This window comes from Nostoc spongiaeforme FACHB-130 (assembly GCF_014698475.1).
GTDB lineage: Bacteria > Cyanobacteriota > Cyanobacteriia > Cyanobacteriales > Nostocaceae > Nostoc_B > Nostoc_B spongiaeforme.
Window position 1 is genome coordinate 12,551 of record NZ_JACJTB010000020.1, and the last position, 14,467, is coordinate 27,017.

The window sequence follows — 14,467 nt, forward strand, 5'->3', positions numbered from 1 at the left end:
TGTGAAAGTATGGCATTTGTTGATGAAATCACACCTGAACAAAAATCTTTAATGCCAAGTTATCGAGAGAAATGGCATGAAATAGCATTTTTAACAAATAGAATTGACCAACAAAAATCTATATCAGCAATTCAAGATGTCTATGAACTACTGAAACTGCCCACACCAGAAATTCAATTATTTGATAGTTTATATGCAGCAACAAAAATAGCAAAGCCTCTGTATAAGCGTCCTTACTTCACTGAAACTGGTTTAGTACATGCAAATGAATTAATAGGTAAGATACATGAGAAGTTGTATATTAACAATATAAATGCTATTGGTCATTGGGATGAATTTATTAATTCTCAATTGCGTCCTGGGGCAACTTCAGAAATAGACAGACAGTTATCAGAGAGTTTTAAGAATTACCTTTTAGAAGATAAATCAAAATCTTTTTCATCCAGTTATAACTATTATTGGTTTGTTCCTCTTCATTGGTATGCCCGTGAAGGTGGATTCTTCGATTTTCATTTCTCCGTAGTCAGTCATACGCTATTTGAACCTTATGATGAATCTGCTTGGAAAGTATTTCAGAAGCTTGTTAAATCGTGTGGTTGGATTATTCCTTTTGAAAACATTTGTTTAGTTTGCGATCGCCCAACTCAGTTTTTGTTTGATTCCGAAAATTTACTTCATGCAGAAGGAGAAGCAGCAGTTAAATTTATTGATGGCAATGGGCTTTATTCTTACCACGGCGTTACGCTGCCAATGGAATATGGAGAAAATCACCCTCATCAATGGCAACCAAAGTGGTTATTAGATGAAACTGATACAGAACTCAAAAAAATTCTAGTTCGAGCTATTACAAGCAAGGCTGAAAACTATAAAACTCGCTATTTTAAAGAAGCTTTAGAAATGGCTGCCAGCGTAGGAAGGCTGAATATTGTTCAACAGATATTAGCAATACAGAAATTTGATGGTCATTCTCTATCTAATGCTCTGGCTCATGGAGTCTGGAGTAGAGATATCAAAATTCTAGAAGTTTTAGTTCAGGCTGGTGCTTACTTAAATCTCCGCACAGAGTGGGGTACACCTTTGATTGCTGCTGCCAGAACAGGAGATGTGAGGATTGTCCGTTACTTGGTAGAAGCAGGCGCAGATCCAAATATGTGGATAGACTACGATGGTTACATGAGTCCGCTTTCAGAAGCAAGCTATGAAGGACATCAGGAAGTTTGTGATTATCTTCTCCCTTTAATCACAGACCCAGAAGAAATTGAATATGCCGAACGAGAGTTACCAAAAGCAGTAATTCGCAAACAGCGACGAGAAAATCAATCCCTACAAAAATTCTTTGATGCTGTTAGTGAGAGTGATGCAACTACAGTGCGTGAGTTAGTTGCACAAGGTCTAGATATCAATTCTTTAAATGAAAATGGTATTACTGCTGTTCATTGTGCCGTTAATGGTGGTAATGTACGAATGATCAAGTTGCTGGCAGAATTAGGAGTAGATTTAAATCGCCTCGATGAAGATGGGCGAACGCCCTTGATGAGGGCAATTGGCATCTATGCTTTTCAAGCTAGGGCATTGCGGACTTTAATTCGTGCTGGGGCTGACTTCAACTATAGAGATCAGGAAGGATACACAGCTTTGGACTATGCGGTTTTAGATTCCAGTATCCCAAGAGTTTTTGAAAAAATCCTGCTCTCTGCTGGCGCTCAACATGGTTGTTGGAAAGGAACAGAAATTCATCTTGCAGCCTCAAGCGGTAATGTCAGGTTAATTAATATTTTGGTATCTTCTGGGATAGATGTTAACCTGTTCTCTGAAACAGATGGTTTAACTCCACTCATGAAAGCTGTTATACATTCCAGAGCTTGGGCAATGCGAACTTTAATCCGTGCTGGTGCAAATGTTAACAGCAGAACTGAGAATGGCGAAACAGCGTTATATTTTGCTGAACATACAGGTAAGAAACATCCAGTGATTAAAAAGATTTTGCTAAAAGTTGGTGCAACGTACTAATATCAAGTATCAAAATTGATATGAATGCCTTAACCTTACAATTACCTCCCCATCTCAAATTTACAGATGAAGAATTTGAACAGATTGTTGCTGTTAATAAAGAGTTGCGATTGGAATTAACTGTTGAAGGAGAATTAGTAATCATGTCACCCACTGGGGGAGAAACAGGAAGTCGTAATTTTGATTTGTTAGGTCAACTATGGTTTTGGAATAGTCAAAATAATTTAGGAAAAGCATTTGATTCTTCCACTGGTTTTAGACTTCCTAATGGTGCAACTCGTTCTCCTGATGCTGCTTGGGTGAGAATAGAAAGATGGAACTCTCTCACGCCAGAACAAAGAAAAAAATTCCTACCTTTGTGTCCTGATTTTGCGGTGGAATTAGTTTCAGAAACTGATGACGTGGCAGAAACTCAAGCCAAAATGGAGGAATATTTAGCTTCAGGTTTATTACTTGGTTGGTTAATTAATCCTAAAGACAAACAAGTAATAATTTATCGCCCTCATCAAGCACCTGAAGTTTTACAATCGCCTACAAGTTTATCTGGTGAAGATATTCTTCCTGGTTTCGTTTTAAACTTGCAGCAGATTTTTGCATAAGTAAATCTACTCCCGATTCTTTTTCATAATTTGCCAACATTGTTGTGCGATCGCCCAATCTTCTTGAGTATGTATAACTAACACTCGCACTGTAGAATCAGGTGTGGCGATATCTTGATCAACAGGTCGATTTTGATTTTTTTCGGGGTCAATTTTCACGCCCAAAAATCCAAAGGCTTCGCAGACTGCTTGGCGAATACCTGACGAATTTTCCCCGATACCTGCGGTAAATAACAATACATCCAATCCGCCCAGACTAGCCAGCATCGCCCCAATTCCAGACCGCAGGCGATGGACGTACATATCCCAAGCGAGTTGGGCGCGTTCATTCCCTTGGGCGATCGCTTCGATCACTTGGGGTAAGTCGCTGGATATTCCCGAAATTCCCCGTAAACCGGAAGCTTTATTTAATACATAATCTAAACTTTCGGACGAGTAATTAGATTGGCGCATTAGGTAAATTAAAATCCCTGGGTCAATGGAACCGCAACGACTCCCCATCATTAAACCGTCTAAAGGTGTGAAACCCATTGTGGTATCAATACTGCGACCATTTTTAATCGCTGCTAACGAACAACCATTACCCAAGTGACAACTAATAATTCGCAACGATGCTAAATCTCGACCGAGAATTTGCGCCGCCCGTTCAGAACAATATTGATGGCTGATACCATGAAATCCATAGCGGCGAATACCTTGTTCTACCCATTCATAAGGGCCGGGATAAATCGCCGCCGCATCCGGGAGGGTGGAATGAAACCCTGTATCAAATACTGCCACTTGGGTAACTTCGCCTAAACTTTTCTCGATGGCTTCGATGCCTTCTAATGCGGCGGGGTTGTGTGCTGGGGCGAGATTAGAGAGACGAGCGATCGCATCTTTTACCTCTTCAGTAATCACCACACTATGGCGGTAGTCTTGCCCACCATGAACTACACGATGTCCCACCACATCAATTTCTGACACTTCATTGACTACTTTAGTCGCACCACGGCTGAGGGTATAAAGCATATAAGCTATATGTGCTTGACGAGAGTCACCATAAATAGATTCATGCAAAGTTTCACCGGATGCTGTTTTCACCTCAATTTCTGCCGCACCTTGGTCTTGAGTCCAGTTGACTTTGCCTTCCCACAGGGGTTTGGGTGCTGATTGGGGTAAAGCATCATCAACTATTTCATACAGACAGCTTTTTTGACTGCTGGAACCAGCATTTAGTACTAGGATTTTCATAAATTTGACCCGTTCTTGACAACACTGGAAAATTTGTTTTGAAGGTGCTGTTAAAGGATGATCGTTAATATGCTCTGGTAAAGGAAATTGATTGCGTTGATTGCGATCGCCTTGAGGATTCTTCAACCTGCTAAAAGTGGTGGCGAACTAGAAAATTATGCCATTTTGAGCTATTGATAAACCAAATTGAGTCAAACAATTTTGGATTTTAGATTTGCGATTTTAGATTCAATCCAAAATCCAAAATCCAAAATCTAAAATTCGGAGGGTCAAATTTAGTCGCAAAAGCAAAGTTTTTTGAGAAATGCAATAGACTTTCATCTAATGTTAATCGAGATGTTTTTTGCTTTATTCTAAGCATCGTTTTACAAAAAAATAAATCTATATGCTTAGACGAGCGCCCTTATATTTTTTTTTAGGAATATTAACGAGTTCTAGCTGTTTCATCTTCAGTGTATCAGCCCAAGTCCCATCTACATCTAATTCGCAGCAGTCCTCAACTCGGAGTGAAGCTCAAGCTGCTAGTTGGTTTGAAGCCCATCGCTCCCAGCCAGCAGCTTTACGAGCATTTGTACAGCGAATGCCCAAGGGAGGAGATATTCACAGTCATCTAAGTGGGGCTGTGTACGCAGAACATTATCTGGAGTGGGGTGCAACCGATGGGTATTGTGTGAATCCACAAGCGGGGACTTTAGTTGAACCCAAGGCTTGTAATCAGGACAGTAGCTATTTTCCCGCTTCCGAATTGTTCAACCGAACATCTGTTTATGACTCCCTGATAAATCGTTGGTCTACTCGTAACCTGCAATTTGCTGGAAAATCTGGACATGACCAATTTTTTGAGGCTTTTGCTGGATTTGGGACAATATCAGATTCTGCCACCCGTCGGGATGATATGGTCGCATCAGTAGCAAATCGGGCAGCTTCCCAGCATATTACCTATCTAGAGTTAATGCTGACTGTTCAGGGGAGTGAGGTTCGACAGTTAGGGCGGGACGTGGGTTGGAATCAAGACTTCAAAGAGATGCACGAGCAATTGCTCAAACGGGGATTAACTCAGCTAGTGACACTCGGCAGTCAGCAATTAATACAGTTGGAGAGTGAAGTTGCGAAAACCCTTGGTTGCGGCACTCCAGCAGCACAGCCTGGATGTACAGTCACGGTACGCTATTTGCAGCAAACTACCAGAACAAAATCACCTGTGGAAGTATTTGCTCAGTTAGCTTATGCTTTTGCACTGGCTTCATCCTCCAAGCAGGTAGTTGGGATCAATCTCGTCGCCCCAGAGGATCACCCGATCGCACTGCGTGACTACACTCTGCAAATGCAGATGCTACAATTTCTCAAACGCCAATATCCCAATGTTAAAATTTCACTTCATGCTGGAGAGTTAACTTTGGGGTTAGTTCCAACTGAGCATTTACGTTTTCATATTCGGCAAGCTGTAGAAGTAGCACAGGCATCTCGCATTGGACATGGTGTAGATATTCTGTTTGAAGAGCGTCCTTTTGAGTTGATGAAGCAAATGCAGCAACGCGGCGTGTTGGTGGAAATTTGCCTGACTAGTAATGAAGTCATTTTGAATGTCCAGGGAAATCAACATCCTTTTATGGAGTATTGGAAAGCTGGAGTCCCAATGACTCTTGCTTCCGATGATGAAGGCATTTCCCGCATCGATTTGAGTCATGAATATATGTTAGCCGCAACAAGATATGGGCTGGCATATAAAGACCTCAAGCGACTGGCTCGCAATAGCTTAGAATATAGTTTCGCACCCGGAAATAGTCTCTGGAAGTCGCCTGAATTTAAGGCAATGGTTCCAGCTTGTGCCAGCGATAGTCCTGGTGATACCTCTGTTTCTTCAGGATGCAGTGCTTTTTTGCAAAAGAGCGATCGCGCAAGAATACAATGGCAACTAGAGTCGGAATTTACTCGGTTTGAGTCTTTGCAAAACTGGCTTTGATCATGGAATCTAAATTATAGTAGTCTGGCTGTGAAATTGTCCTAACATCTCTGACTACCGCTATATGTTTTCTAGATTTAGTAACCATTGGTGAAAATGCTGGCATTGTTGGCGGATTGTATCTAGTCCAATCTCAATAGCCAGCAACGAACCATGCAGTACTTTGTCGTATTCTTGACAACACTTGAGAATTCTTTTTGAGGGAGCGGTTAACGGATGATCGTTAATGTGTTCTGGTGAAATAAATTGATTGCGATCGCCTTGTAAAATACTAACTACACTAGCATCAAACCACTCAGCAAATACTTGTGGCTGGCTGTACAGCAGTGCCTCAAATTCATGAACTAACAAATTAGGGATGAAATTTGTGTGACCGATATCCTGACCCATCTTTTGTTCTAAATATTCAACTTTTTGGAATGGGTCACTAGTATTTGGCAAAGAATCCCTTCCGGGAAAATCATTCGGTAAGCGGTACAAATCAAACATTGTGGTCACGAAAGCTGTTTTATCTTCACGGCACTTACGGTCTAATTGTGGCTTAATTTTGGCGTAACTTACCACACCTCCTTTGCCTATAGAACTTGTTCTGACCAAAATCGGGTTCAGGAAGATGTCTTTTTCTTGAAAATACTCGTAGAGTACTTCTTTCACGAACGTTTCCTCAGTTTGACCTTCAACGAAAACATGGACTCGAATCATCGTGAAGGTCTCCCACCCAGGAGGTTCTTCTTCCACAATTCGCCTAAACTATATTCTTCTAGCCATTCCTCTAACTCCTCCTCATCCAACCTGCGTAGTAATGATTTTCCCTGCAAGCGGTCAACAACAATTACATCTGCAACATCAAATTCGTTGAGTAATTCCACAGACTGGGTAGAAACAATCACTTGCTTAGGGACAGTTTTTATTAAGGATGCCAAAATCTTGATGGCATAAGGATGGAGACCTAATTCCGGCTCATCAACTAAAATTGTTTCTGGTTGAAGTTCTTCCGGCTGCAAAAAAACCGTTGCTAAACAGATAAAACGCAACGTTCCATCAGAAAGGAAATGTGCTTTGAAGGGAATATCCTGTCCTTTCTCGAACCATTCCAGTTCAATAGATTCCTCGTTTTGTGGCGAAGGACGCAGGAGAAAGTCACCAAAGAACGGCGCAACAAGCCTGATGGTTTTAACGATTTTCTGATAAGATTTCTGATAATTCTCACGCAACAGATACAAAAAAGCTGCCAGATTACGCGCATCAGGACGCAAGTAAACATTGTCATTGATACCATGCGGCTGTTTTACATAAGCACTATCACTGGTGTCATGAAAATGATAAACTCGCCACTGCCGCATCGTAGGTAAAACGTACTTATCAATTTGAGTCCCTGTACCTCTAGAGGCCTTTGTCTCGAAATGACCTTTACCTATTTCACGCTTACCACTCCTGTTCCACCAGGAAGACTCAGCAGCGAACATTAGGCGATTATCCTGAGTTGGTTCTAAAGTAGCGAAGTAGCCGTTATTGCCAAAATATAATTGAAATTCTAGTTGTTCTGTAGTTTTACGACCAAAGTACAATAAAGCATCAGGGCCACCTTGACGGCTAACAAAAACCTGTAGGTTCTGTTCTAGCAGCTGCTGAACCATACGGAAGAAGCCGATAAAATTGGATTTTCCCGCCCCATTAGCCCCAATTAAAATATTCACCCTGGAGAGTTCAAGGTCACACTCAGCGATAGACTTGAAGCCTTTCAAAACTATTCTCGACAGTTGTTTGTAACTGCGCGCCTCTGTCATGAACAGTCTCCCAGTCAACAGGCTTTTTCTACATAGGTTTCATTTTATCGAGTTTCTGCAAAAATGCTTTAATCCCACATTCCGCCTTCTCCTTTGTTAATTGGAGATCCAGAATGTGGGATTTAATCATGGAATCTAAATCCTAGTAGTTTACCAACCCAATATTGCTGCTATGTAGACCTAGTAAGGGTGCAGGGGGAATTGAGGAAATCTTCTCCCCCCTTGCTCCCTGCTCCCTGCCCCGAAGCCTGCCATCACGCAAAGTTCTCTTGGTAGACTACTAGTGGCTGGCGACTACTTCTAAACTAGAGAGTCTGTCTGCCAATAGTTTTTCTAGGTCTTCTAAGGCTTTGGTAAATCCTTTGATACCTTCGTCTAATTTGTCGTAAGCCATTTGGTCTTCGGCGTGCATTTTGTCGAAGGTGGCTTTGTCGATGGAGATTTTGGCAATATCCAAAGAAGCGACTTTAGAAGGATCAAGTTTGCGGGGTAGTTCGCCGATGGTGGCTTGCAATTCACCCAACAAAGAGGGAGAGATGGTGAGTAAATCACAACCAGCTAATTCAGTGATTTCACCAACGTTGCGGAAGCTTGCGCCCATAACTTCGGTTTTGTGGCCGAACTTTTTATAGTAGTTATAGATGGTGGTAACAGATACTACGCCTGGATCTTCAGCAGATGGGTAGCTGTCGCGTCCAGTTGATTTTTTATACCAGTCCAGAATCCGACCGACGAAGGGAGAAATGAGGGTAACACCTGCTTCAGCACAAGCGATCGCTTGATGTAAACCAAACAATAAAGTTAAGTTACAGTGAATACCTTCTTTTTCGAGAATTTCGGCGGCGCGAATACCTTCCCAGGTACTAGCAATTTTAATCAAAATTCTTTCGGGGCCGATGCCAGCAGCTTTATACTGAGCAATGATTTCTCGACCTTTAGCGACTGTCGCTTCTGTGTCGTAAGATAAACGGGCATCAACTTCTGTAGAAACCCGACCAGGAATAATTTGCAGAATCTTCAAACCAAAGGATACAGCCAAGCGATCAAAGGCTAAAGAAACAATTTGGGCTTGGCTTGCACCTGCACCAGCATCTTTTTTAGCTTGCAATAAAGTCTGGTCAACAATATCCTGATACTCTGGCATTTGTGCGGCAGCAGTAATCAAGGAAGGGTTGGTGGTCGCGTCTCTCGGTGTAAATTTTTCAATGGCTTTAATATCGCCAGTATCAGCAACTACTACTGTAACTTCGCGCAACTGTTCTAGTAAATTTTTAGACATAATCAACTCCGCGATGGTGATTTGTGTAGGATTTACCTAATTCCCCTATGTGTTTACACTTTCTACGGTCGCTAAAATTCTGATTTCGGCAATCTTTCTTAATGCTTGCTTTGTTCACTGAGCGAAGCCTCAGCCTTATTCTAGCTACGTCAAGCGAGAATTGGCTGTCCAATAGAATGCACTTTGATTAAACTAGTTGTGCCTGATTTACCAATTGGAACGCCGGAAGTAATTACCACTTTATCGCCTTCATTGACTAAACCCGTGTCTGCAACTGTGTTGACGACGTTGATAAACATTTCCTCCGCATTGTGAACTGGGGGAATGAATATAGGTTCGATTCCCCAAGAAAGTGCTAGTTGGCGATAGGAGTTTTCATCAGGGGTGAGGGCAATAATCGGCGCGGAAGGACGATATTTTGAAACTAATTTGGCTGTACTACCAGAGGTGGTATTACAAAGAATTGCCTTTGCGCCTGTTTCATAAGCGATGCGACATACTGCTTCAGCCACCGATTCGGTAACGCTGAGACTACCTGCTTCGTGACACCAGGAATGTTTACCACCTTCTTGCAAAGCTTGTTCTGTCCGTACAGCGATGTTGTGCATAATTTGCACCGCCGCTATAGGAAATTGACCAACGGCTGTTTCGCCAGAAAGCATAACAGCATCAGTACCATCCAAAATGGAGTTAGCAACGTCGGTGGCTTCGGCGCGGGTGGGGTCTGGTGAACTAATCATTGACTCCAACATTTGGGTAGCAGTAATCACGGGTTTACCAGCCTGATTACAACGGCGAATAATATCCTTTTGAATCAGGGGAACTTCGTGAATGGGGACTTCTACCCCCAAATCGCCACGGGCAATCATAATGCCGTCAGCAACTTGTAAGATGGAGTCAAAACGCTCAACTGCTTCTGGTCTTTCGATTTTGGCAATTAAACGAATTGCGGCCCCAGCAGCTTCAATCATCCGTTGGGCAGGTTCTAAATCTTGGGGCGATCGCACAAAGGAAACCGCCGCAAAATCTACACCTATCTGGATGCCAAAGCGTAAATCCATCAAGTCTTTTTCGGTGATTGAACTTACGGGTAATGGTGTTTCTGGCAGATTAACGCCCTTGTGAGTGGAAATTAACCCGCCAATTTTCACCAACGCCCGAATTTTATCGGCATCGCGATCGGTGACAATTAACTTTACACGTCCATCATTAATTAAAATCGGTTCCCCTGGTCTAACCATTGCGAACAAAGTCGGCAAGGGTAAAGGCAGTTCGTCGATACTATTGCCTTTGTCTTGCAAAACAAATGTGACTTCTTCCCCAGCTTCGACATTTAGTCCTTCTGGTGGTAAAACTCCTAGACGAATTTTCGGGCCACAAAGGTCTTGCATAATTGCCACTGGCTTTTGGCGATCGGCACTAATTTGCCGTAAATATTTAGCCGTTTGTCCGTGAAATTCATGAGCGCCGTGTGAAAAGTTTAACCTCGCTATATTCATCCCAGCTTCTACAAGGGCTTGTAGTTTTTCCGGTGCAGAACTAGCAGGGCCAACAGTGCAAATAATTTTGGTTCGACGCATAGGGATTAGGGTTCGGGTCTATATTGCGATATAGCGCAGGAGGCAGGAGGCACTCCGGCTTTGCCGGAGAAGTCAAAAGTAAAAAACCAAAAGTCAAAAGTATTAGTACTTTTGAAATTTCCTAGTCTTTCTGACTACCGCTATCAATGCTTTCCAGAATTGCCTGCATCTATATCACTTGTGCTTCATATCACTCCTTTTGTATGTAAAAACACTTTTTTATGAAGTCTGAAGTGCGAAAGCTAAAGTATAAATTTCATACTTCATACTTCACACTTCAGACTTTATTAAGCTGCTACAGTCAACAGTTGTTCTTTTTGTGCCATCGATAACAACAGGTCTACCACCCGGTTCGAGTAGCCCCATTCGTTGTCATACCAAGAAACAACTTTGAAGAAGTTGGAGTTTAACTCAATTCCGGCACCTGCGTCGAAAATACTGGAATGAGTATCACCCTGAAAATCTGTAGATACGACTTCTTCGTCGGTGTAGCCTAAAATTCCGGCTAATTCACCTGTTGCAGCTTCCTTCATAGCTGCACAGATTTCTTTGTAACTAGTAGCTTTTGCAGTTTTAAAGGTGAGGTCAACCACTGAAACGTCAGGGGTAGGAACGCGAAAAGCCATTCCGGTTAACTTACCCTTTAATTCTGGCAATACCAAAGCCACTGCTTTTGCTGCACCCGTGGATGAAGGAATAATATTTTGGGCTGCGCCTCGACCACCCCGCCAGTCTTTTTTACTGGGGCCGTCTACGGTGGGTTGAGTGGCAGTCATAGCATGTACTGTAGTCATCAAGCCTTCGGTTAAACCAAATTGATCATTGATGACTTTGGCAATGGGAGCGAGACAATTTGTAGTGCAGCTGGCATTGGAAACAACTAAATCTTTGCTGGGGTCGAATAAGTGATGATTTACACCCATCAGCAAAGTCTTAACTCTGTCTGGCTCTTTTGTAGGGGCAGAGATAACAACGCGCTTTGCACCTGCTGTTAGGTGTTTGCTTGCGCCTTCATAATCAGTGAAGAGTCCAGTAGATTCCACTACATAATCTGCGCCTAATTTACCCCAAGGCAATTCCGCAGGATTCCGCACGGAAACACAAGGAACAAAATGTCCATCAATGACAATGCCATCTTCCTTGGCTTCCACTTTGCCTTTAAACTTACCGTGAGTGGAATCATATTTCAACAGGTAAGCGAGGTTATCTGGTGGTACTAAGTCGTTAATCCCCACAAACTCAATGTTGGGGTTATAAATGCCAGCCCGCAGCACCAGCCGACCAATACGACCAAATCCATTAATACCAACTTTTAACTTCGTCAAAATTCAACCTCCTAGTTGAGAACAACCCAGGTCTGTTCTCCGTTTCAGCGCGGCATTTAGCTGGGTTAATTTTGGTCTGACTGAGCTGATCGTGACAGTATTAGACACCTAAACGCATTTTGTTAGATATCTTTTAAGGTTTTGGGATTTTATCAGTAAACAGTGAACAGTGAACTGATAACTGTTCACTGTTTACTGATAACTGTTCACTGTTCACTGTTTTAATACGGCCACTGCCAGTTGCGGATTTCGGGCATATCTTCGCCGTATTGGGAAATGTAGTGTTTGTGTTTGATCAGCTTATCTTGTAGGTGTTGTTTGATGTATGCGGCTTTGTAACCTAGTTTCGGGACGCGATCGATTACATCCATAACCAAATGATAGCGATCGAGGTCGTTGAGAACCACCATATCAAAGGGTGTTGTGGTCGTGCCTTCTTCTTTGTAACCACGGACATGGAGGTTCTGATGATTGGTTTGCCGATAGGTTAACCGATGGATTAACCAAGGATAGCCATGAAAGGCGAAGATAATTGGTTTATCGGTTGTGAAAATTGTATCGAAGTCTTTGGTACTTAAACCGTGAGGATGCTCACTTTTTGGCTGTAATGTCATCAAATCAACGACGTTGACCACCCTAACTTTTAAGTCTGGGAAGAATTGACGCAGCATATCCACAGCCGCCAAGGTTTCTAAGGTGGGTACATCCCCAGCACAAGCCATGACTACATCTGGTTCACTACCTTGGTCGTTACTTGCCCATTCCCAAATGCCTATGCCTTTGGTGCAGTGTTTAATGGCTGCATCCATATCCAGATACTGCAAGGCTGGTTGTTTGCCGGCAATAATCACGTTGACATAGTTCCGGCTTCTTAGGCAGTGGTCGGTTACAGAAAGTAAGGTGTTGGCATCGGGGGGAAGATAGACGCGAATTACTTCTGATTTTTTGTTGACTACATGGTCGATAAAACCAGGGTCTTGGTGCGAGAAGCCGTTGTGGTCTTGTCGCCAAACGTGAGAGGTGAGTAAGTAATTTAGGGAAGCAACTGGTCTGCGCCAGGAAATATGGCGCGTGGTTTTCAACCATTTGGCGTGCTGGTTGAACATGGAGTCAATGATATGGATAAATGCTTCGTAGCAGGAGAAGAATCCATGACGACCAGTCAGGAGATAGCCTTCTAACCAACCTTGACAATTGGTTTCGCTGAGAATTTCCATTACCCGACCGTTGGGTGAGAGGTGTTCGTCTTCGGGCAGGATTTTGGAAACCCAAGTTCTATCGGTGACTTCAAAGATGGCATCTAAACGATTGGAGGCGGTTTCATCAGGGCCAAAAACGCGGAAATTCCGGCTGTCGAGGTTGAGTTTCATCACATCCCGGAGGAATTGGCCTGTGACTTTGGTGGCTTCTGCTTCGACTTTGCCGGGTTGGGGAATATGTACGGCATAATCTTGGAAGTTGGGCATTCGCAAATCACGCAACAAGATACCGCCGTTAGCGTGGGGATTATCGCCCATCCGCCGCAGGCCTGTGGGGGCTAATTGGGCGAGTTCGGGGATGAGTTTACCGTTTGCGTCGAAGAGTTCTTCGGGTTTGTAACTCTTCATCCAGTCTTCGAGTAATTTTAAATGTTGTGGCTGTTGCGCGATCGCACCAAAGGGGACTTGATGCGATCGCCAAAAATCTTCGGTTTTCTTACCATCAACTTCTTTTGGCCCTGTCCAGCCTTTGGGGGTTCGCAAAATAATCATCGGCCAGCGTGGACGTTCTATAAATCCATGTACGCGGGCTTCTCTTTGGATGTTTTGAATTTCGGAAATGATTGTATCTAAGGTTGCTGCCATCTGTTGATGCACGTCTGTGGGTTCGGAACCTTCGACAAAGTAAGGTTTATAGCCATAACCCACAAATAAGCTTTCTAATTCTTCATCGCTTAAGCGAGACAACACTGTTGGGTTAGCAATTTTATAGCCGTTGAGGTGCAGAATCGGCAAAACTGCCCCGTCATTCACTGGGTTGAGAAACTTATTGGAGTGCCAACTTGTAGCTAAAGCCCCAGTTTCAGCTTCACCATCACCCACAACCGCCGCCACAATCAAATCAGGGTTGTCGAAAGCTGCACCAAAAGCGTGTACCAAGGCATAACCCAATTCCCCACCTTCGTGAATTGAACCAGGGGTTTCGGGGGCGACGTGACTAGGAATCCCACCAGGGAAAGAAAACTGTTTGAACAACTGCTTCATTCCCTCAACATCTTGGGAAATGTTGGGATAGTATTCGCTGTAAGTTCCTTCTAGGTAGGTGTTCGCCACTAAGCCAGGGCCGCCATGACCAGGGCCAGCAATATAAATTATGTCCGTATCATATTTTTTAATGATGCGGTTGAGATGGACATAAATCAAATTCAGCCCTGGTGTTGTTCCCCAATGTCCTAAAAGTCGGGGTTTGACGTGTTCGATTTTCAGGGTTTCTCTCAGCAGTGGATTGTCTAGTAGATAGATTTGCCCTACTGACAAATAGTTCGCCGCCCGCCAGTAGGCGTTAATTTTCTGCAATTCTTCGTCTGTTAAAGGCTTTGTTTGTGGAGAGATTGCTAAAGTCATAACAAATTTCCGTATACAACAGGATTTTGACCTTGTTTCGTAAGCTAGTGTAGTGGTCTATGCAATAACGGCCATCCTACTCATGACA

At 43.1% G+C, this 14,467-nt stretch carries 10 protein-coding genes; 3 read left to right on the forward strand and 7 right to left on the reverse strand.

Annotation, left to right across the window (positions count from 1 at the left end):
* Positions 1 to 9: 9 nt before the first annotated feature.
* Together H6G74_RS15810 and H6G74_RS15815 are read left to right on the forward strand one after the other, a co-directional pair.
* Entirely contained in the window at positions 10 to 2,010 is a 2,001-nt protein-coding gene (locus H6G74_RS15810) for an ankyrin repeat domain-containing protein (RefSeq protein WP_190968578.1), read from the forward strand.
* 20 nt (positions 2,011 to 2,030) lie between these two features.
* Positions 2,031 to 2,609 carry a Uma2 family endonuclease gene (locus tag H6G74_RS15815; RefSeq protein WP_190968579.1) on the forward strand — a complete coding sequence of 193 codons (579 nt, stop codon included), beginning with the start codon at positions 2,031 to 2,033 and terminating at the stop codon, positions 2,607 to 2,609.
* A gap of 6 nt (positions 2,610 to 2,615) precedes the next feature.
* On the opposite strand, the gene H6G74_RS15820 is transcribed toward H6G74_RS15815, so the two are convergent.
* The gene (locus H6G74_RS15820; RefSeq protein WP_190968651.1) at positions 2,616 to 3,842 is read right to left on the reverse strand and encodes an acetate kinase; all 1,227 of its coding nucleotides are present in this window, start codon (positions 3,840 to 3,842) and stop codon (positions 2,616 to 2,618) included.
* 385 nt (positions 3,843 to 4,227) lie between these two features.
* Here H6G74_RS15820 and H6G74_RS15825 point away from each other — a divergent pair, with 385 nt between their 5' ends.
* The gene (locus H6G74_RS15825) at positions 4,228 to 5,805 is read left to right on the forward strand and encodes an adenosine deaminase (RefSeq protein WP_190968580.1); all 1,578 of its coding nucleotides are present in this window, start codon (positions 4,228 to 4,230) and stop codon (positions 5,803 to 5,805) included.
* A gap of 60 nt (positions 5,806 to 5,865) precedes the next feature.
* Here the strand turns inward: H6G74_RS15825 and H6G74_RS15830 are convergent, their stop codons facing one another.
* The 6 genes from H6G74_RS15830 to H6G74_RS15855 form a co-directional block, all read right to left on the reverse strand.
* Complete coding sequence (locus H6G74_RS15830) at positions 5,866 to 6,543, reverse strand: DUF4276 family protein (RefSeq protein WP_313888483.1); 678 nt, start codon at positions 6,541 to 6,543, stop codon at positions 5,866 to 5,868.
* Positions 6,504 to 7,592, reverse strand: coding sequence for an AAA family ATPase (locus H6G74_RS15835; protein WP_190968581.1), 1,089 nt, complete (start codon positions 7,590 to 7,592; stop codon positions 6,504 to 6,506). The genes H6G74_RS15830 and H6G74_RS15835 overlap by 40 nt, the downstream gene beginning before the upstream one ends.
* Positions 7,593 to 7,872: 280 nt before the next feature.
* A complete protein-coding gene (locus H6G74_RS15840; RefSeq protein WP_190968582.1) occupies positions 7,873 to 8,871 on the reverse strand; it encodes a transaldolase in 999 nt (332 codons plus the stop codon).
* Between the two features lie 149 nt (positions 8,872 to 9,020).
* Positions 9,021 to 10,451: a pyruvate kinase gene (gene pyk / locus H6G74_RS15845; protein ID WP_190968583.1), complete on the reverse strand. Its 1,431-nt coding sequence runs from the start codon at positions 10,449 to 10,451 to the stop codon at positions 9,021 to 9,023.
* Positions 10,452 to 10,738: 287 nt separating this feature from the next.
* Complete coding sequence (gene gap, locus H6G74_RS15850; protein ID WP_190594710.1) at positions 10,739 to 11,776, reverse strand: type I glyceraldehyde-3-phosphate dehydrogenase; 1,038 nt, start codon at positions 11,774 to 11,776, stop codon at positions 10,739 to 10,741.
* Positions 11,777 to 11,997: 221 nt separating this feature from the next.
* Positions 11,998 to 14,379: a phosphoketolase family protein gene (locus H6G74_RS15855; protein ID WP_190968584.1), complete on the reverse strand. Its 2,382-nt coding sequence runs from the start codon at positions 14,377 to 14,379 to the stop codon at positions 11,998 to 12,000.
* Positions 14,380 to 14,467: the final 88 nt, after the last annotated feature.